This window comes from Moraxella sp. DOX410, from assembly GCF_032248735.1.
GTDB classification, from domain to species: Bacteria; Pseudomonadota; Gammaproteobacteria; order Pseudomonadales; family Moraxellaceae; genus Faucicola; species Faucicola tetraodonis.
Window position 1 is genome coordinate 760,159 of sequence record NZ_CP135138.1, and the last position, 19,764, is coordinate 779,922.

A 19,764-nucleotide genomic window follows, 5' to 3' on the forward strand; every position below is an offset into this window, starting at 1 on the left:
CTCTCCTTAAATCTGTTTTACGGTAGCAGTTTCTACTACAGGTGTAGTGGTATCCGCTACTTCAACAGTTTTAGTGCTTGGCATCGTGATAGTTTTGTAGACGTTGTAAGCCATGACGACCATACCTGTGACATACAATAAACCACCAAATGCACGACCAATGTAAGGATAGTGCGAGAACAAGACAGTATCAACGAAACTATATACCAGCGTTCCATCTGGATTTGTAGCACGCCACATCATACCTTGACCAATACCTGAAATCCAAAGCGATACGATGTAGAAAATAGTACCTGCCGTAGCCAGCCAAAAGTGCGTGGTGATTAAATCAGTTGAATACATTTTTTGTTTGTTCCAAATACGTGGAATCAATACATATAATGAACCAACGGTAATCATACCAACCCAGCCTAACGCACCAGAATGCACGTGACCAACGGTCCAGTCAGTATTGTGGGATAACGCATTGACAGTTTTGATTGACATCATCGGACCTTCAAACGTTGACATCGCATAGAAGGACAGTGCAACAATCAAGAAACGAATAATAGGGTCTGTGCGAAGTTTATCCCAGCTGCCAGATAAGGTAAGTACACCATTAATCATACCGCCCCATGAAGGCGCAAATAAAATGATTGAGAATACCATCCCTAAAGACTGTGCCCAGTCAGGGAGTGCTGAATAGTGAAGATGGTGACCACCCGCCCACATATAAGACGCAATTAACGCCCAAAAGTGGATAATAGATAAACGATAAGAGTAAATAGGACGACCGATCTGTACAGGCACAAAGTAATACATCATACCCAAAAACGCGGCTGTTAAGTAAAAACCTACGGCGTTGTGACCATACCACCATTGCACCATAGCGTCAGTTGCACCGCCAAACAAGGAATATGACTTCCAAAAGCTCAGAGGGATTGACATACTATTGACAATATGCAGTAACGCAATGGTCAAAATAAATGCAGCAAAGAACCAGTTAGCAACATAGATATGCGAGGTTTTGCGTTTCAATAACGTACCAAAAAACACAATAGCATAAGATATCCACACCACGGCAATTAAAATATCAATGGGCCATTCAAGCTCAGCATATTCTTTAGTTGAGGTTAAACCCAAGGGTAGGGTAATAATTGCGGCAACAATAACAAGGTTCCATCCCCAAAAGGTGAACCAGGCTAGATAAGGTGCGAATAAACGCGTTTTACACGTTCTTTGAACGATATAATATGAAGTTGCGAATAACGCACAACCACCAAATGCAAAAATCACCGCGTTGGTGTGCAATGGACGCAAGTGGCTAAATGTTAGCCAAGGGATACCAAAATTGAGGGCAGGCCATGCCAATTGTGATGCAATGAACACCCCAATTGCCATACCGATAATACCATATACTACCGCCATGATTGAGAACAACTTAATGATGTCCACTTCATAATCATCGGTAATAGGTATTGCTGTGTTTTGTAAATTCATTCGATGATTTCCTTTACAGCCTATATTATCAACAAGTTTAAGCAGAAATCTCCTTTGTGCCTGTCAATAAAACTATCAGGTCAGATACGTTGGCACTAGTTATTTTTTTATAAGATAGGCTAACTGTTTAGTGGCTAGTTTCACGATGAATTTTAAAGAAATTAGCGGCTAAATCTTGACGCAAAACAGTAAATTTACAAGCAGTAAAATAGGCTCAAACTCACGATTCTCACCAAGTATTGTAACTTAATCTTTGCTAAATATCATCTAATGTAACGTTCATACCGCAAAAAAAAATTACACACCAACTATTATAATATGAAAAATAAAAAAAACCATGTAAATTGTGGGGATTTTTTTTAACATCCCATACACTATCTAGTAACAATGCTAAAAATGGTTAACCGAGCGCCATTATCGTTGTTCTATAAATAGGTTTATTATGGGTTAGAGAATTGTCATTCTTACAAAATCTCGGTAAGATGCACAAGTTCTAATACAACTAACGACAATGAGGATTTAAAATGGCTAAAATTTTAACACAAGAATGGTTTGATAAAGTTGACGAATTAACTAACAAAGCAGGTGACCTAAATCTCCCACCCGCGATTAAAAATATGACGATTAATTTACAAGTCACCGATAGCGACAATCAAGAAGTCAATGCAGCTTTTTACGATGGTACGATTCATCAAGGTTTAAAAGATGGCGCTTTAACCACCTTAAAACTTGATGCCGATACCTTAAAAGCGATATTTTTAGATCGTGATATGAACCGTGCGATGGAAGCCTTTATGTCTGGCAAAATCCGTGTCGAAGGCGATATGGGACAATTAATGTCTATCCAAACTGCAAGCCCAAGCGCTGAGCAAAAACAGCTTTTCAAAGACATCTTAGCCAATACACAAGTGTAATCGGGTTAATAGCATAATAGATGTTATTGCTAGCATCATCCGTGTGTTAAGCGAAATATCACTAACACCCCGAGCACAAAGAAAATCATCGATAATATTCGGTGATTTTTTTTATCGGGCGCTTGGGTAGGATACAGTAGCAAAGCTGTGGTATAAACCATCAGACCATTGACTGGGCTAGTTTGAGTGGCTAAGGTGGTTTGGGGTGCTAAGGTCGTTTGAGTAGATAGTCGGAGTGGGCTGTGATTTACCAATCCAGTCTGGGCTTGGATAGCGTCTGAAGTAGAAACTGCGGATTTAGTCGACTGATTTGGCATGGGTCATCTTCCCAAAATAACTGATAGAACACTCACAAAACGCTAGCGGCTGATATTGGGTAGGCGGTTGAGCCGCTATAGAATTTATGACGTTGATTGATAAAAATTGATTAAAATCAAATTTAAAATAACGATAATATAAAATTATAGTCAATTCAATGAATTAAATAAAATAAAGGGCAAAATTTACATTTATTTACAAAATAATAAAGCCACTGTCATAGTCGGCAGTGGCTTCGAGAAATTTAACCAATGATTTTAGCGGGGAAAGGCTTAAAACGCTCTATAATTGGTGGCTGCTTTTTTCTGATTTTCCATAAAAATAGCGCCCTGTAGCCAGATGTTGGCTTGAATATAGTCATTGACTTGAATGGTTGAGTCGATGTTATCGGCGTTGACCGCTAAACGAATAACAACAGGATTATCAAGGCTTTCACGTAATATCACCACATCAAGCAATACAAATTCAACGCCATTAAAGCTGGCAGTCTGTTTGCCAATAATTTGACCTTGACACCAAGCTTCATCTTGTTGACCGATGGTTTCACCAAATAAATAAGCACACATGTGACCGACGTTGATTTCAATTGGCTCCAGCGGCAAGTCGTTTTCGCTAGGTTGCCAAGCGGCGATTTGGGCTTCAAGGTCTTTTGGCGCAACGTTATTATTTTTGGTCAAAATATCATTAAAAGCGCGGTGATAGCGAATCGCTTCAGGGTCATCAACCACAATGGTTTCTGAGCGGTTACTCAAGCTTACGTTGTAAGCAAATGCACTCAGATTGATTAAGTAGCGGTGATTTTTTTCATAGTTGTGCGCATTGATGGCATAATACTGGTCAAATACATACAGCACGGTATTGTCATCAGTTTTTAAGCGCAAAATTGCCTCTATCTGATTGTCACATTTATAGACACCTTCAATAGTGACCCATTGCCCATAAGGACTATTGACACAAGGAAACGCATTAATCAAACGTTTGGGTGAGCGATTACTATCAATTTCAATCACTTGATTGACATGAATTGGCTGATTACCCGATAGTAAAATATGCGAAGACGTAGCGTTGGTAGTCTTTAGTGGGGTAGGCATGGTGGCAGTATCGATATGCGATTGCAACCAATTTGGGACGTCATCGGGAATATTATTAGTAAAACATGACCAGTGATCTGCATGACCAACCACTTGATCACAGTTTAGACTAATCGTATTGGGGGCATTTGAAGAAGGGGGTTGGTGAGTATTGGTCATAAGACGTCCTTTAAGTAACAACAGGTTTATCAGTAACAACAGGCTTATGTTGCAAACAAACTTAATAAACTAAACAGCTGTCACGATATTTATCAAAATTTTAATGATTACATTATCAGCTATCAATAGGCTAATATGAGCCTTCAAATCATCCCGATTAAATTAACGAGTATCATCTATTAACCTATCTGTTAACAATGGATTAACCCTTGATTAAGCAGGGATGAAATTTAATTCTGCTATGTTAATGGGGACATGCAGAATTTTTTCACCTTATTTTGCTTAAAACATCCACAATTTATTGCGCAGATATGTTTGATTCTGCGAATTTTTAGCAAAATTGCAAAAAAACTTTTGCCAAAATGGTAAAAAAATGTGTCAGACTAACACGCTTTTAGCAGGCTTGAATAATAGTTTTAGACATAAGCTATTTCTTTGCCTGCTTGTATCATCAAAATAGTGATAATTTTTAGGAATGCTATGTTTCGACCGTTGGCTTTGTTTTTAGGATTACGGTATACCCGTGCTGAGCGAAGTAACCGATTTATTTCTTTTATTTCTTTGATTTCAATGGTGGGTTTGACGCTTGGCGTCGCTGTGCTCATTACCGTGTTATCGGTGATGAATGGCTTTGACCGCGAACTCAAGAGTCGTATTTTGGGGATGGTACCGCAAGCCACTGTCACTGCCAGTGAAATTATCCCAAATTGGCAGACGCTAGCGCAAACGATTCAAAAAAACCCCAAAGTTGAAGCCGTCGCACCTTTTATCCAATTACAGGGTATGCTCACCGCAAATGGACAAGTTGCTGGTATCATGGTGACAGGTATTGAGCCAAGCTATGAGAAAAAAGTCTCGATTATTCATCAGCATATGGAAAGTGGTAGTGTCGATAGTCTAAAAGCAGGTCAATTTGACATTGTGATTGGCAAGCAAATGGCGGATTCACTGGGGGTGAAACAAGGCGATATGGTCACTTTGGTGTTGCCAGAAGCTTCGCCATCGCCTGCTGGCGTGATTCCGCGCTTCAAGCGTTTTACCGTCACTGGGGTGTATGACATTAGCCCTGAAGTCAACAATATTATGGCATTCATCCCGATGAATGATGCGGCTACGTTATTGCGTCTGCCTGCGGGGGCGCAAGGTATTCGCATGAAGCTAAAGGATTTGTTTGCCGCACCACAAGTGGCTCAGCAAGCAGCGAGCCTTGCACCCAATATGCTTATGCCTAGTGACTGGACATCGACGCATGGGAATTTATTTGGTGCCATCCAAATGGAAAAAGCCATGGTGGGGTTATTGCTGTTTTTGATTATTTTGGTTGCTGCATTTAACATCGTCTCATCCTTAGTGATGCTGGTGACTGATAAAAAGGCGGACATTGCGATTTTAAAAACCTTTGGTGCGTCGCCTAAGCTCATCACCCAAGTGTTTATGGTGCAAGGATTGTTTATCGGGGTGATTGGTACCGTCGCGGGAACTATTTTGGGCGTGATTTTAGCGTTGACCGTGAGCGATGTGGTAGGCGGTATTAATAGTTTATTTGGGTTACATTTATTTGATGCGTATTTTGTCAACTATTTACCTTCACAACTTGAATGGAAAGACGTAGCCATCATCGTGGCAGCCTCACTGGTAATAAGTTTTGTGGCAACCATTTATCCAGCACGCCGAGCAGCTAGCATCCAACCGGCTCAAACATTGCGTTATGAATAGGAGTGAGCCATGACGGCGATTTTAACAGGAAACAATATTACCAAGACCTATCAAGATGGTAAAACCACCACGAATGTGCTCAATCATTTGGATATCAGTATTAACAGTGGCGAGCGCATTGCCATTGTTGGCACGAGCGGGTCGGGTAAAAGTACCTTGCTACATATCTTGGGTGGCTTAGATGTGCCGACCAGTGGGGAAGTTTGGTTACATGGGCAACGCATCAATGATCTCAATGAAACCCAGCGCGGTGAGCTTCGTAACCAGCATTTGGGCTTTATCTATCAGTTTCACCATTTGTTAGCGGAGTTTACTGCCATTGAAAATGTAGCAATGCCGCTATTGATGCGAAAAGCAGTGCCAATCGCAACGGCGCGTCAACAGTCTATTGAATTATTGGAAAAAGTAGGGTTGGGGCATCGGTTGACGCATCGCCCAGGCGAGCTGTCTGGCGGTGAACGTCAACGGGTGGCGATTGCCAGGGCGCTGGTGACAAAGCCTTCATTGATACTGGCAGATGAACCCACAGGGAACTTAGACTACGCCAATGCGCAGGCGGTGTTTGAAATCCTCTCAGAACTACAAAAAGATTTTAATACCGCGCTGTTGATGGTCACCCATGACCGGCAATTGGCGCAGTTGGCGGATAAGCAATTGGCCTTACAAAATGGCACGTGGGTGGCTTAATACTCATCGAGTAGCCAGCCGCTGATAAAAGCAAAGTATTCGCGAAACCACACATTTGGACGGATATACCAAGGAGTGTCAGACCCGACTACCTGTAAATTGGTATATCCTTGTCGTTTGCCAATAAGGCTTGCGCGCAAGGTGTGAAAATCACTGGTGACTGCGATTATCGGTTGATTTAAGGCAATCCCTTGCTGCGCTAAAATCGTTTTACTATTGACAAAGTTGAGCTCGGTGCTGGTGCTTTGTTCTTCAAGCGCAATATGCGCTAAGCTTATACCATAGGTGTCATGTAAATAGTCCGCCATCGCTTTGGCTTCACTGACATCCTCCCCCGCATCAAAACCACCACTGGTTATCACAACTGCGTTTGCAAAACGCTTGATGACTTCAGATGCTTTATCCAACCGCAGTTTTACCGCATCGGTCGGCTTATTATCTTTTGTTCCGCCACCTAAGACAATAATCGCTTGCGCTGCTTTAGGATGGTTATCGGTATTAAAGTGCTGTTTTAAATAGCTGACAAAGACACAAAAACTTATCAACCATACAAAAAATAATAGCCAAATCAGCTGCCATAGTTTTTTTAATGACGGCTGTGACGCCAAATAAAGTTGGATACGCTCCCAATATACCGCATGGCCTAAAAAAATTAGCCCTATGCCCAATGGCACTAGGGTGCCAATATGAAAAACACGATTGACCAGCAATAGCCCGCAGTCAATAACCAGTATTAATCCTGCAATCCCTAGACTGATTTGAATACTTTTTTTCCCTACGGCTGAGGTATTGTCATTGCCGCTAATCAATTGAGTCAACATCGATTAATAATTTCCAAAAGTTGCTATTTGTTTTACTATATCGTTCATTCGATAATTGTAAGGGAAGTAGCGAGCTATCGCTATCTTTATCAAGGATGAAACATGATTTGGCTCATCACTGTTGCCAGTTTGTTGGGTTTTTTAGTGGTAAATACACTAGCAAATCAACCCTGGATGATAGGTTCTGCGCTAACAAGTTATGAGATAGCCAGTTATGATGCAAAAATTTGGCAGATGTTATCAGTAGCCCTGTTGATAGCGCTGCTAATCAATGTAGGTTTATACCATGGCTGCAACCGTAAACAGCTAAAAAGAGCCTCGCCAAACCCTGCATTCGCCTACCGTTTTGCCTTACCGTTATTATCAAGCTTTATCTTTTTGTTGACGCTCATGTTGAGTGCCAGTTACGGTTTATATCATTACAAGCGGTATGAAAACGCGTTATTGCCCTCAGCGCTCACAGTGAATGCTATCGTTGAATCGCATCAGATCAGCGATACGGTGAGCCAAATAAGCCCATTATCAAATGATAATGCCCTAATTGGCAATGGTTTCATCAAACAAATCCTGCAAGTCCGCGTTGATGAGGGCAGCGATGCTGATGCATCGTCACCAACCCCTCAACCACCATTAACGGCACTCATTAGCGCTAACATCAAAGATAACCCTGATTGGGAATCGACCTTGTCGCAGTTAAGACCTGGCATGCAGCTTAACGTAAAATTACAGCTTGAGCCCATTGCACAGCCTAAGCCTACAAATTTACCCAGCAATGCCAAACCGCTCATGCTAGGGTTTGATGAAGCGCAATGGTTAAGGCAGCGTGGGGTGCAAGCAAAGGGAGTGATCATCAGTATTGAAAAAACGAGCCTACGGGAATTTAACGTAACCCGTGTGAAAGACCGTATGGTTATTGCTATTGAACAATTGCGCTGGCAACTACGCCAAAAAATCCTCGCCAATTTGCATAGAGCCCTGCTGAAACAATCCACCTCTATAGTTAATGCTAAAAATACCGATATTGCCCAACCCGTGCTTAAAAGTTCTGGTCAAAATTCTAGTCAGAGTGCTAGTCAAAGTTCTGGTCAAAGCGCTATCCAAAGCCATGCAATCTTATTGGGGCTGTTAACGGGTGATAAAAGTCTGATGGATAGCGACCTTAAGAACCGCTATCAAGTCACGGGAATTAGCCATTTATTGGCAATTTCAGGCCCGCATGTGCTGATGCTCGCCGCTATCGTATCCATTTTTGTATTATGGCTCGTTAAGTGGCTTGTGCCCCAGCTGTTGGTCAAATTACCGAGTAGTTTATTGGTGCTTTGGGTGAGTGTGGTGATAGCAGGGTTTTATGCGCTGCTGGTGGGTTTTGAAATACCTGCCCAGCGGACATTTTGGATGCTGTTACTGCTTACGCTGTCGAAACAGTTATTGGTTAATTTTTCTGCTTATCGGCTGTTGGCTTGGGTTGCGTTAGGCATGATTTGGCTAGAAACGACGGCAGTCGGGCAAGCAGGGTTTTGGTTGTCCTTTGTGGCGGTGGTTTTACTGTTAAAATTTAGCGAGACAATAGGGACAGTTAGCGCCGTTGAAATTAAGGATGTTAGTCAGTTACTAGCGCCTACTGCACGCAGCGATGTGCTGAGTGGTTTTGTTAAAATCATAAGCCATCAATTCAAGGCGTTATTAAAACTACAAATTTGGCTATTTGTTTGGATGCTGCCCATCGTGGTGTGGTTTTTTGGCAAAGTATCGGTTATTGGCATCTTGGTAAACTTGCTAGCCGTACCATTTTTAGGGTTGGTTGTTGTACCCTTGGATATGTTGGCAGGCGTCGTTAGTTGGCTACCTGTGGTAGGGGATTGGCTGAGCCAAATCATTTGGTCGATGCTAACAACCCTGCTCAATGTATTTCATCTTTTGCTCAACCAACTTATCGACACGGGTATTGCCAAGCAATCATTTTTCGCCTTGTCACAAACCCAGCTTGCACTGTGTTTGTTAATTGCGCTACTGGGATTGTTAAAAGGCTTGTTGCCTAGAATGCTGATGTTGCCACTGGCTATCCTGTTGATATTATTGCCACTACAGCAGCGAAGTTTAAGTAACAACAAACCGACTCTAGCAGTTGGTGATAACCCTAAACTGGTCATCAGTTTATTAAAGAAAGGCGATGATAGCTGGCTTATTTTGTCCGATAACCAAGTCAAAGCCGCGCAGACGGATAAACCCAATTTTTTGAAAACCAAACAAGCTATCAGCAATGTTGCGGCTGATAAAGAAATCAGTTCGCTGTTGAACCGTGATATCTATCCGCTGTTGGCAAATCAGCAGGTTCACCGATTAACTGGGGTGATTAGTCAAACGCCCAGTGTCCGCGTCAATGAGCTGGTGCAACAACTTGCCACCAATCTACCTGTTCAAGCCTACTGGCTGGCAGGGTATGATGTCGAACACAGCAGGCTTGATGTGACAGATAAGGCTGTATCTACAAGTTTTCGCGCGATTACACCTCGCAGTTGCCAAACCGCGCAACGTTGGCAACAAGATGGCTTGGAAGTGACAGCGGTGTCAGGATGGCACTTGGATTTAGCCTTAACCGATGAGCAAAAGCTAGCGACCCAAAGCTGTTATATTCACATCCGTTTTATGCCACCAACTAGAAAGCCCTACGATGTGCTGATGTTGGCAGGTAAGAGCGATATCCCCATGCAAATGACTGAAAAATTATGCACGGTATCGGCGACGCATTTACTCATTCAGCCCTATAATTTATCCATTAAACCATCGTGGCTAGCATTGACGAAACCTTCCTTACTGCATGTGGTGACAGGCGTGTATAAGTCACAAAAACTGGGTGAAGATAGCCAATTATCGCTGACTAGTTGGTCAGTGGATAACCCTGCCGACCACCCGTTCGAAGTCCTGTATGCCGATCAAGTGGGCGCGGTAATGTACGCGCTCGCCCCAGATGATACGGACTGATACTTGACGATTTGGCTACAAGGGAGTGATTGTAATTTTGACCGCTTCCCCCTATCATGGGCGGTAAATTACCTATTGCAAAGGAACTTTTATGTCAGATAATTGGCCACCCGATCCCAACCAACCCTCACAATCAAAGCCACCCGTTCAACCAAACCATGCGCAAAACTTGCCACCCAATGCGCCATACGCAGGCCAAGAATGGCAATTGCTAGAAAAAACCCTGATGGCAAGCCTTGTGGAGCAGCGCCGTGCAAGACGCTGGGGTATTTTCTTTAAGCTCATCACCTTGGGCTATGTGCTACTATTTGGCGCGGCGGTAGCAAAAGGCTGTAGTGGTTCTGCCAAAAGTGGCATGAGTGATATCGATATGAGCAAACCGCATTTAGCCGTCGTCGATGTCAAAGGCGTTATCAGCAGCGACAATGAAGCCAATAGTCAAGCGGTGGGCGAGGCATTGACGGAAGCGTTTAACAACGACCAAGCGCAAGCGGTAGCATTACGCATCAACTCACCGGGTGGCTCGCCTGTACAATCCGATGAAATCTGGCAAACCATGACCGAATTAAGAAAGGCGCATCCTAACAAAAAACTGTATGCCGTTATCGAAGATATGGGTGCTTCAGGCGCGTATTATATCGCATCTGCAGCTGATGAAATTTGGGTCAATCCCTCAAGCTTGGTCGGCTCAATCGGCGTGATTATGCCAAGCTACAATGTCCAAGGTTTGATGGATAAATTTGGCGTGAAAGATGGCACCATGACAGCCGGTGCGCACAAAGATATTTTAAGCATGAGCCGCCCGCTCTCCGAGTTTGAGCGCCAGCATGTACAAGGTGTCCTTGATAACACCCACGCCCATTTTATCAATGCTGTCAAACAAGGTCGTGGCAATCGCCTCAAAAACCCTGACGCCAATCAGCTTTTTTCTGGGTTATTTTGGAGTGGTGAGCAAGCGATTAATCTCGGTTTGGCGGATAAAAAAGGCGGCATCAGCACCCTTGAGTCTCAGCTAAAACTAGATAATGTCGTGGAATATAACCCAGAAGACCCAGTGAAAAAAGTGTTCGGTAAATTTGCTAGCCAAATCGGCTATGGGTTTGGCGAAACGGTCTCCAAAGGCTTTGCTAGCCAATTAACCCACGCGGCTGCAAATGACAAAGGGATGCAATAACCATGTCATCTGAGACGAGCCAGCATCCGTTAGCCAATAGTTTGCCTTCTGCACCAACGCTAGCAACAGGGACAGGGGGCGTAACAGAGATAGGAGAGGCAGGGCAGACAGGAGCGATAGCGCAAAAACCGCTGATACACTTTGCGCATGCCAATGGGATTCCATCACGTAGCTATCAATATCTGTTTGATTTGCTGAGTGATGAATTTGATATTGTCTATATTCCAGCGTTAGGCATTGACCCGCGTTATCCGGTTGATAATCATTGGCAAAAACTGACCCAACAAGTGATTGATAGCATCCAAGCGCACCTAAGCGCGCGCGGGCAAACCAAGGTCATCGGATTAGGGCATTCGCTTGGTGCATTGTGTACGCTGCAAGCCAGCTATCAGGCGCCCGAGCTATTTAGCCAAGTGATTGCCTTAGACCCGCCCCTCATTCATGGCTACTATTCGATGGCACTGCATTGGGCAAAACGCTTTAGCCCACGGTTGGTAGATAGGCTCACACCTGCAGGTCTATCAAGCCATCGCCGTGACACGTGGCCAAGCCGTGAAGTCGCCTACGAGCATCTGCGGCATAAAGCATTCTATCGACACTTCGATGAGCGCTGTTTTAATGATTTTATCCGTGATGGTTTGACTGATACCGCAGATGGACAAGTGACGCTTACCATTCCAAAAGCGGTGGAAGTGGCGGTGTTTCGCACTAATCCCTCGCTTTACTGGCAAAAACCTAATCATCCGCCGGCTGTCCCTGCCAAGCAAATAATTGGTAAAGATAGCCTGTTTCTCAAACGTGGCTTTCCTGCGCTGGTCAAACAGCGTATGGGCATTGATTTTGAAGTGCATGAAGGCGGGCATATGTTTCCGCTAGAATACCCAGCCAGTACGGTTGAACGAATCAAAGCGCTTATTCACTCAGTCAATCATGATATCCAGTAACAACACAAATATCCATTAAAGGGTTTAATGTGCAAAATTTATCGTTACAGCCTAGCACCCCCATCTACGATTTGCCAAAGACCATTGTGCTATCTATGGTGTTATTGGCGGTGTTTTTTGCCAGTCAATTGATTGGCGTGGTGTTATTTGCACCATGGGTGCTACAAGATGCCGCAAATTTGGCTATCGCTGAAAAAGTGTTGCAGGGCAGTGAAAACGGCACCTTAATGAGTCTATCGCTAGGCTTTACCTTAGCCATGGTGCTCGGCTGCGTTTATTTGTTTATTCGATTCAAAAACAGCCGTATCAAAGATTATCTTGCCCTCAAGCCCTTTACTTGGTATCAGTTGTTACAATGTAGCGCGCTACTGATTGTGCTAAATGTTATCATCAATCTAGTTACCGTCTGGCTGGGTCGCGAGCCCATGATGTTTATGGACAATCTTGCCGAGTCCGCGCATCCACGGTGGCTGCTTGTGCTGGCGATGGTGGTATTTGCGCCGATTTATGAAGAAGTGATATTTCGCGGGTTTATGTGGACAGGGCTTGCCAGCTCAAAGCTTGGTATGTGGGGCGCCAGTGTGCTAACCAGTATTGTATTTGCGGTGATTCATATGCAATACGGGGTGGTCGAGTTGTTGGGGATTTTTTGTCTAGCGATGTTATTTAGCTATGGGCGTATCATGTCAGGGTCACTGTTATTGCCTGTGGTGTTGCATATGATGAATAATGGCTTGGCGATGTGGCAGTATTTATACAGTTAGTCTTTTTTAGCTAACTTTTAACCCTCATTTAACGCCAACACCGCCTCACCCGCTTCACGAACTTGGGCGACCGAGAGGGATTTTTGCCCGCTAAGTGCCTGACGCCATTTACGACTGCCTGTCAATCCTTGGAACAAGCCCAAATAATGGCGCATAATGACCGTCAATGGTGTGCCACGCGCGTCACTGGCTGCCAAAAAATCCAGTAATTGATAAAAAATATCCGCTCGGCTAGGTACTGGCTCGTCCCACAGCTGCATGGCTTCGGCTAGAATATAAGGGTTGTGATAAGCTTCACGCCCAATCATCACACCATCGACTTTCGTCAGATGGGTTTTGATTTCATCAATAGTGGTGATACCGCCATTGATTTCCACAAATATATCGGGAAAATCCTGCTTTAAGCGGTACACATCCTCATAGCGAAGGGGCGGAATTTCACGATTTTGTTTAGGGCTTAAGCCTTGTAGCCAAGCGGTGCGCGCATGGACGATGACATGCTGACAACCTGCTTTCACCACATGATCTACAAAATCCGCCATAAACTCATAACTATCAAAATTATCAATGCCAATGCGATGCTTAACAGTGACGGGAATATCCACCGCATCGCGCATTGCAGAGACAATATCTGCCACCAATTTGGGCTCTGCCATCAAGCACGCCCCGATTTTGTAATGTTGTACCCGATCGGACGGGCAGCCGACATTTAGGTTAATTTCATCATAACCGTAGTCTTGCCCGATTTTTGCACAGCGCGCCAATTCGTCAGGATTCGAGCCGCCAAGCTGAAGCACCAAGGGATGTTCATTGGGATAAAATCGCAGCTGATAGTCTGTATCGCCCTGCAATATCGCCGAGGTACTGATCATTTCAGTATAAAGGTAAGTATAAGGATTGAATAATCGAGCAAAGTAACAATAATCGCGGGTACTCCAATCAATCATCGGTGCGGTGGACAATCGTTTATGTTGCATGGTATTCAAAGGCAGGGTCATAGGCAGGGTCATCAGTAAGCATTCAAAAAAAGTGGCTAATCTATAGCTAATCTATCAGCTAATCAATAAAAGCGGGCGCTAAAAAAAGCGATGGTAAAACAACTATCAAGGATGAAAAAGCTTAGGAATTCATCAGCCGCTTATCTTCCATGCGATACAAACCATGCAAATTGGTCAACAACATACCCATGATAATGCCAATCACACAGACAAACACCAGATATAAGGCGCTTGAAAGCATTAATTTACGGGAAAAATAAACCAATAGCACCGGCAATAATGCGCCTGCCAATGCATATGCTAAGTTATAGGTAAAGCTAATAGCACTTAGGCGTACACCAACCGGAAACAGACGCACACAAATACTTGGGACTAAGCCAATCACGCCAGAGAAAAACCCTAAAATCGCATAGTTAATCAGTAGTAACTCACTACTGTTTTTTAGTGAAACAAAGAAAACAACACTGGCAATGCTTAAAAATATACAGCCTAAAGTAAATACACGACCTGGGTTAAAACGATCGGCAAAATAACCATAAGTTAAAGCTCCCAATCCACCAAAGATAATACCTACCCCATTAGATATCATCATCAAACTGGTATCGACATCAAAAAACTGGATACCCAATATCGGCAAAAGCAGATAAATCGTCAAATAAACACTGGCGGTAAACCAGGACAAACCCAGCGTCATCACCGTACCATAACGGTATTTGATAATAGCTCGGCGTATCGGCAGACGTTTAACCAAGCGCTTTTTAGACTTAGCCATCAGCCAAAGCGGGGTTTCTTCAAGCTTGGCTCGTAACAGCACCGCAAATAGCGTACCGATACTGGCGATGACAAAAGGAATACGCCAACCATACGATTGCATCTGGGTGGGGGTAAGCATATTTGATAACGTGGCGCTTAAAATATTGCCCATCAAAGTCGACAAAATCACTCCACTGATGAGGGCGCCACACACTGACCCTAATTGACGACGTGGCATATGCTCAGCAATATAGACCCATGAAGCGGGCACCTCAGCACCATAGCCAAAGCCTTGAATTAAACGCAATAATAGCATGAGAACAATCGCTGCCACACCGATATGATGATAGGTAGGCAAACAGGCAATCATTAAACCAGACGCACCCACCAACAGCAAACTATACAGCAACACATGTTTTCTGCCATAGCGATCGCCGATATCACCCAATATCAAACCGCCTAGCGGTCCTGACATATAACCGGCTAAAATCAGCAGCAAAAAACAAATCGACTTTAACGACTCAGGTATATTTTCTGGGAAAAAAGCTTGATTGATACTATCATTAAAATAAAAATAAATCGTAAAATCAAAGGAAGCAAAAAAAGCCCCAAAAATCGTTAAATACACCACGTTTTTTTCGTAGCGATTTAAATCCCTAATTTCTTCGTTGGCATCATGAAAAAATGGCATAGTTGACAATATTACCTAGAAGCTGGCTAAAGGTTTACAAGCTTTATAATCAATGGACAAATAGGTTACTTAACGCGCTAAAGAATTAAATTCGTCACTATTCACCTGACAAACTAAATCGCTTGACAAATTGAACAATAATTTATCAAAACTGTAATAAATTTAATTATTTAAATAAATATTACAAGCAAACGTCATGATTTAATAGTTGAGATATATTACTTTTTGAAACCGCATACTATAGTGATTTTGGCACTATTTTTACTACCAAAAATGTGTGTTTTTTGTAAGAAGCTGTATTCACAAGCACATATTTCTCAACAATTGAGTGATATGAGCAATTTTAATAAAAGATTCAGCAGATAAAACCGTAATTTCAAAATCTTTAGCGAGACGACGAGCATTATTTAACCAAGCGAAATTACGCTCGACCACCCAACGTTTAGCAATGATTCTCCACTCACCATTGATTTTTGTAGAAATATCAACAGGGATATTATGATTGTTCATAACATCTTGCTCAAAGGTTTTGCGATAACCTGCATCTGCTGAAATAGCTTCAATGGTTGGATAGGTTTTTAATGCCTTATCAACAACCATAATACCCGCTCTAGTGTCATGAATGTTAGCCGCATGAACAACAACGCCTAGTAGATTACCGATAGTATCAACAAGGATATGTCGTTTTCGACCTTTAACCTTTTTACCACCGTCAAAGCCCTTTTGCTCTGATTTACTGGTGGTTTTAACACTTTGAGAGTCAATGATGGCATACGTGGGTGTTGCTTCTTTACCAACGCTCAATCGTTTTTTTTAACCAATGTTTGTAGTATTTCATCCCAAAGCCCTGCTTGATTGGCTCTGCGATAGAAACTCCAGACTGTCGCGTATGGTGGAAAATCATTGGGTAACATTCGCCATTGACAGCCTGTTTTGGTAATATAAAGCACGGCATTGATAAGCTCTCGTTTTTCCCATTTGTAGCGTCTTTGGTTGCTAAAATGTGGTGCGATGAGTTGCCATTGTTCGTCTGTTAGGTCGGTTGGATAGCTCTTATTTGTCATCCGTAGATTTTAACATAACAAGTTAATATATTTAATGAAATATATTATTTTTATTTATGAATACAGGTTCTAATATATCAGCTTACAATAAGCGCTTAAATGGCAAGGCAGAAAAAATCTTTAGCCAAAGTCCATTGACAAACGTCATATGCGGCTCTTTATCCAAAGTGATAAGCTTTTTATTGGTTCTATCATCATGGGTTTGCCACATCAGTTGTTCATTATCCTTAAGATGCACGCGGTAACTGACATTGAGCATGGAGTTATCGAACGTATTATGGAAGGATTTGGCAAGCGCTTTATCTTCAATCAGCACACCAAGCTCGGTATTGATGTTGGCAGAGCGCGGATCCACATTGTAAGAACCGATAAAAGTATATTTGTCATCCACCGCAAAGGCTTTGGTATGCAAACTGGTGCTATACTTACTGCGATATAAGCTACGTTTTTTGCGGCGAAAGTCTGCATCGGCAGAGGATTTTAGCTCATACAGTTCAATTCCCGCTTTGAGCATCGGCACGCGTGCCACGTTATACCCGGAATGCACGATAGGCACATCGGTTGATTCATACGAGTTGGTAAAAATATTGATTTTTACCCCGTTTTCCATGAGTTTGCTTAGTTGCAGCACGCCCAAGTCAGTGGGTACAAAATACGATGAGACAATGGTCAATTGCTGTTTTGGGGTGCCAATACGGGCTCGAAGCTGTGATACCAATCGGCTATCTTTATCATCTTGGTTGAGTAGTTTTTTGACATCATCTGCCAAAAATTCCATTGGTTGCCAACGAAATGGGATTTTTTTGTTATACAGTTGTTTATCGACTATTGCGCCATTTTGTACCCGATAAAGTTGCGAGCTTTTATGCAGATGAGACTGGCTGTTGACCGGTGCAATCGCAGTCAAAGTCCCCAAAAATGGCTCATCGCTTTTATTACGATCGGGGTTTTTTGAGGGTCTGACCAAACGCTCGATATCATACGATAGAGGACTATCCCAATAATCTTCAAAACTATCATTGATTTGGTTGACTACTTTGCCGGCAAGCAAAACATCCAAATCAGCAAACTCAGCAATGCTATCTTTACGCAGATATTCATCGCCAATATTGCGCCCACCAATGATGGATAACTGGCGGTCGAAGGTCATGCTTTTATTGTGCATGCGGCGTTGGTAGCGGGGCAGTGCTACCACAAAATTGGCGGGGGTAAAGCCGCGCACCACTTTGGGGTTAATCAATCGCACTTGGATATTAGCATGCGCAGCAAAGGCAAGCAGCTGTTGGTCAAGTTCCGGATTGGTGTTTAAATCATCGAGTAGTAGTCGTACTTTGACACCACGATTGGCAGCTTGGTACAAGTCTTTGAGCATCAATTGCCCTGCTGCATCGTTGTGCCAAATATAGTATTGGATATCAATGGTTTGCTGAGCCATTTCGGTCAAAATACTGCGTGAGGCGAACGCATCACTGCTATCAATCAGCGGATAATAACCGGAAAATTTGCTCGGTGAAGGGTTTTTGCTAGCACTGATACGGCTGATTAAATACTGGCCTTGTATACGCGATTTTTCGGAAAATTTTTGCGCACCTGTCAGCTGCGTTGACACAGTTGGCGTAGCGGCGATATGAGGGTTGTTCGGCAGCATTTGACAAGCGGTAAGTGGCGTAAGTAGCAGCGTAAATAGCGATGGCAAGCAAAATGTCACAATTTTGGGCGTGAGTTTTTGCGATGCTAGTCTGACAGAGCCAACAGATGATGAATAAAATGCTGCTACCAAAGCCTCAATCCTTTTAAAAAATCACTAATTAACGTGGCACTCACCTAAGAAAAGTTGGTTGTCATGGCGTTTTTGCATAAAATACTGACTTGAAAGCCACTGTCAAATCCAACTTATGCTATCATAATTTATTTGATGCACAAAAGATGTAACATTATGACCCAATTAGACCCCAACTGGCAAAGTGATGCACTTGATTTAAGCCTAGAGTATGCCGACCAAACCATCGCCGTGCGCGGCGGTTACCACCGTACCGATGAAGGCGAACATAACGAAGCGATTTTTACCACTAGCTCCTACGTGTACAAAAATGCCGCCGATGCCGCCGACCATTTTAATGGCAATAAAAAAGGCAATGTTTACTCGCGCCATACCAATCCGACCGTGCGCGCTTTTGAGCGCAGATTGGCAGCTTTAGAGGAAGGCGAGCGCTGCGTGGCAACCGCATCAGGCATGGGCGCGATTTTGACCATGTGTTTGGCGTACCTTCAAGCAGGTGACCATCTGCTAGCAGCCAAGCAATTATTTGGCTCATCCGTCGCCCTGTTTGATACCTACTTTAAAGCGTTTGGGGTTGAGGTGAGTTATGTTGACTGCTTTGACAATGACGCTTGGCAACAGGCGATGCAGCCAAATACCAAGGTGCTGTACTGCGAAAGCCCCTCCAATCCTTTGGCGCAAATTGCCGATTTAAGCTTTTTATCAAGGCTCGCGCATAATCACGATGCGCTATTAATCGTCGATAACTGCTTTGCAACCCCCGCTATTCAAAAACCTTTAATGTTGGGTGCGGATGTGGTATTGCATTCCGCCAGTAAATATATTGACGGTCAAGGTCGTGTGTTAGGCGGTGCGTTGGTCGGTAACAATGACTTGATGGAAAAAGCCTTTGGGGTAGTGCGTACTGGCGGGATTAGTCTATCGCCCTTTAATGCGTGGGTGTTGCTAAAGGGTCTAGAAACCTTGTCACTGCGTATGAAAGCTCACTGTGAAAATGCCAATCAAATCGCTAAATTTTTGCACAATCACCCAAAAGTCAGCAAAGTCCATTTTTCAGGGTTGCCCGATCACCCATCCCATGATATCGCCAAACGCCAACACACCGCGCTCAAAAATGTGCAAGGCGGTGCGTTTGGCGCCATTATTGGCTTTGAGGTGGCTGACCAAGCGGCAGCCTGGCATGTTATCGATAGTACCAACATGATTTCGATTACCAATAACCTAGGCGATGCCAAAAGCACCATTACCCATCCTGCGACGACGACCCATTTTCGCATGACACCTGAGGCAAGAATCGAGGCAGGCGTGAACGAAGGCTTAATTCGTTTCTCAGTGGGGCTTGAAGATGTCGATGATATTATCGCTGATTTAAAACGCGGTTTGGATACACTCGCCTAATATAAAGCCAAAAGTCCCTAGCCAGAACCCA

The 19,764-nt window shown here is 43.4% G+C and carries 17 protein-coding genes; 8 read left to right on the forward strand and 9 right to left on the reverse strand.

All coding sequences use genetic code 11. The features are described from left to right. Positions 1 to 6: 6 nt before the first annotated feature. Complete coding sequence (gene ccoN, locus RNZ41_RS03485; RefSeq protein WP_314027590.1) at positions 7 to 1,479, reverse strand: cytochrome-c oxidase, cbb3-type subunit I; 1,473 nt, start codon at positions 1,477 to 1,479, stop codon at positions 7 to 9. 524 nt (positions 1,480 to 2,003) lie between these two features. Here ccoN and RNZ41_RS03490 point away from each other — a divergent pair. After that, positions 2,004 to 2,393 (forward strand): SCP2 sterol-binding domain-containing protein, encoded by a 390-nt coding sequence (locus RNZ41_RS03490; protein ID WP_076773938.1) that lies wholly within the window; start codon positions 2,004 to 2,006, stop codon positions 2,391 to 2,393. A gap of 35 nt (positions 2,394 to 2,428) precedes the next feature. Here RNZ41_RS03490 and RNZ41_RS03495 read toward each other — a convergent pair whose 3' ends face one another. Beyond that, entirely contained in the window at positions 2,429 to 2,710 is a 282-nt protein-coding gene (locus RNZ41_RS03495) for a hypothetical protein (protein WP_076773939.1), read from the reverse strand. A 273-nt stretch (positions 2,711 to 2,983) separates the two neighbouring features. Next, positions 2,984 to 3,961, reverse strand: coding sequence for a hypothetical protein (locus RNZ41_RS03500; RefSeq protein ID WP_076773940.1), 978 nt, complete (start codon positions 3,959 to 3,961; stop codon positions 2,984 to 2,986). Positions 3,962 to 4,441: 480 nt separating this feature from the next. Here RNZ41_RS03500 and RNZ41_RS03505 point away from each other — a divergent pair, with 480 nt between their 5' ends. Beyond that, complete coding sequence (locus RNZ41_RS03505; RefSeq protein WP_060994343.1) at positions 4,442 to 5,677, forward strand: lipoprotein-releasing ABC transporter permease subunit; 1,236 nt, start codon at positions 4,442 to 4,444, stop codon at positions 5,675 to 5,677. A 9-nt stretch (positions 5,678 to 5,686) separates the two neighbouring features. Beyond that, entirely contained in the window at positions 5,687 to 6,364 is a 678-nt protein-coding gene (lolD, locus tag RNZ41_RS03510) for a lipoprotein-releasing ABC transporter ATP-binding protein LolD (protein WP_065252985.1), read from the forward strand. On the opposite strand, the gene RNZ41_RS03515 is transcribed toward lolD, so the two are convergent. Next, on the reverse strand, positions 6,361 to 7,185 hold the full coding sequence (locus RNZ41_RS03515; protein ID WP_083710687.1) for a YdcF family protein: 825 nt from the start codon (positions 7,183 to 7,185) through the stop codon (positions 6,361 to 6,363). The genes lolD and RNZ41_RS03515 overlap by 4 nt on opposite strands. A 102-nt stretch (positions 7,186 to 7,287) precedes the next feature. Between RNZ41_RS03515 and RNZ41_RS03520 the strand changes: the two genes are divergently transcribed. The 4 genes from RNZ41_RS03520 (at position 7,288) to RNZ41_RS03535 (ending at position 13,049) form a co-directional block, all read left to right on the forward strand. Next, complete coding sequence (locus tag RNZ41_RS03520; RefSeq protein ID WP_314027591.1) at positions 7,288 to 10,167, forward strand: ComEC/Rec2 family competence protein; 2,880 nt, start codon at positions 7,288 to 7,290, stop codon at positions 10,165 to 10,167. Between the two features lie 91 nt (positions 10,168 to 10,258). Further along, positions 10,259 to 11,341 carry a signal peptide peptidase SppA gene (gene sppA / locus RNZ41_RS03525; RefSeq protein ID WP_309596878.1) on the forward strand — a complete coding sequence of 361 codons (1,083 nt, stop codon included), beginning with the start codon at positions 10,259 to 10,261 and terminating at the stop codon, positions 11,339 to 11,341. A gap of 116 nt (positions 11,342 to 11,457) precedes the next feature. After that, on the forward strand, positions 11,458 to 12,285 hold the full coding sequence (locus RNZ41_RS03530) for an alpha/beta hydrolase (protein ID WP_314027809.1): 828 nt from the start codon (positions 11,458 to 11,460) through the stop codon (positions 12,283 to 12,285). 29 nt (positions 12,286 to 12,314) lie between these two features. Then, the gene (locus RNZ41_RS03535; protein ID WP_076773943.1) at positions 12,315 to 13,049 is read left to right on the forward strand and encodes a CPBP family intramembrane glutamic endopeptidase; all 735 of its coding nucleotides are present in this window, start codon (positions 12,315 to 12,317) and stop codon (positions 13,047 to 13,049) included. Between the two features lie 17 nt (positions 13,050 to 13,066). Here RNZ41_RS03535 and dusA read toward each other — a convergent pair whose 3' ends face one another. The 5 genes from dusA to RNZ41_RS03560 all read right to left on the reverse strand — a co-directional run bounded on the left by dusA (position 13,067) and on the right by RNZ41_RS03560 (position 18,335). Then, a complete protein-coding gene (dusA, locus tag RNZ41_RS03540) occupies positions 13,067 to 14,059 on the reverse strand; it encodes a tRNA dihydrouridine(20/20a) synthase DusA (protein WP_314027592.1) in 993 nt (330 codons plus the stop codon). A 109-nt stretch (positions 14,060 to 14,168) separates the two neighbouring features. After that, positions 14,169 to 15,491 (reverse strand): MFS transporter, encoded by a 1,323-nt coding sequence (locus RNZ41_RS03545; RefSeq protein WP_314027593.1) that lies wholly within the window; start codon positions 15,489 to 15,491, stop codon positions 14,169 to 14,171. Positions 15,492 to 15,791: 300 nt separating this feature from the next. Next, positions 15,792 to 16,295: an IS5 family transposase gene (locus tag RNZ41_RS03550; RefSeq protein ID WP_050325023.1), complete on the reverse strand. Its 504-nt coding sequence runs from the start codon at positions 16,293 to 16,295 to the stop codon at positions 15,792 to 15,794. Next, on the reverse strand, positions 16,292 to 16,555 hold the full coding sequence (locus tag RNZ41_RS03555) for a transposase (protein ID WP_050325022.1): 264 nt from the start codon (positions 16,553 to 16,555) through the stop codon (positions 16,292 to 16,294). Before RNZ41_RS03555 ends, RNZ41_RS03550 begins: the two co-directional genes overlap by 4 nt. Before the next feature lie 82 nt (positions 16,556 to 16,637). Next, entirely contained in the window at positions 16,638 to 18,335 is a 1,698-nt protein-coding gene (locus RNZ41_RS03560; protein WP_314027594.1) for a phospholipase D family protein, read from the reverse strand. A gap of 156 nt (positions 18,336 to 18,491) precedes the next feature. On the opposite strand from RNZ41_RS03560, the gene RNZ41_RS03565 reads away from it, so the two are divergent. After that, on the forward strand, positions 18,492 to 19,733 hold the full coding sequence (locus tag RNZ41_RS03565) for an O-succinylhomoserine sulfhydrylase (protein ID WP_076773946.1): 1,242 nt from the start codon (positions 18,492 to 18,494) through the stop codon (positions 19,731 to 19,733). Positions 19,734 to 19,764: the final 31 nt, after the last annotated feature.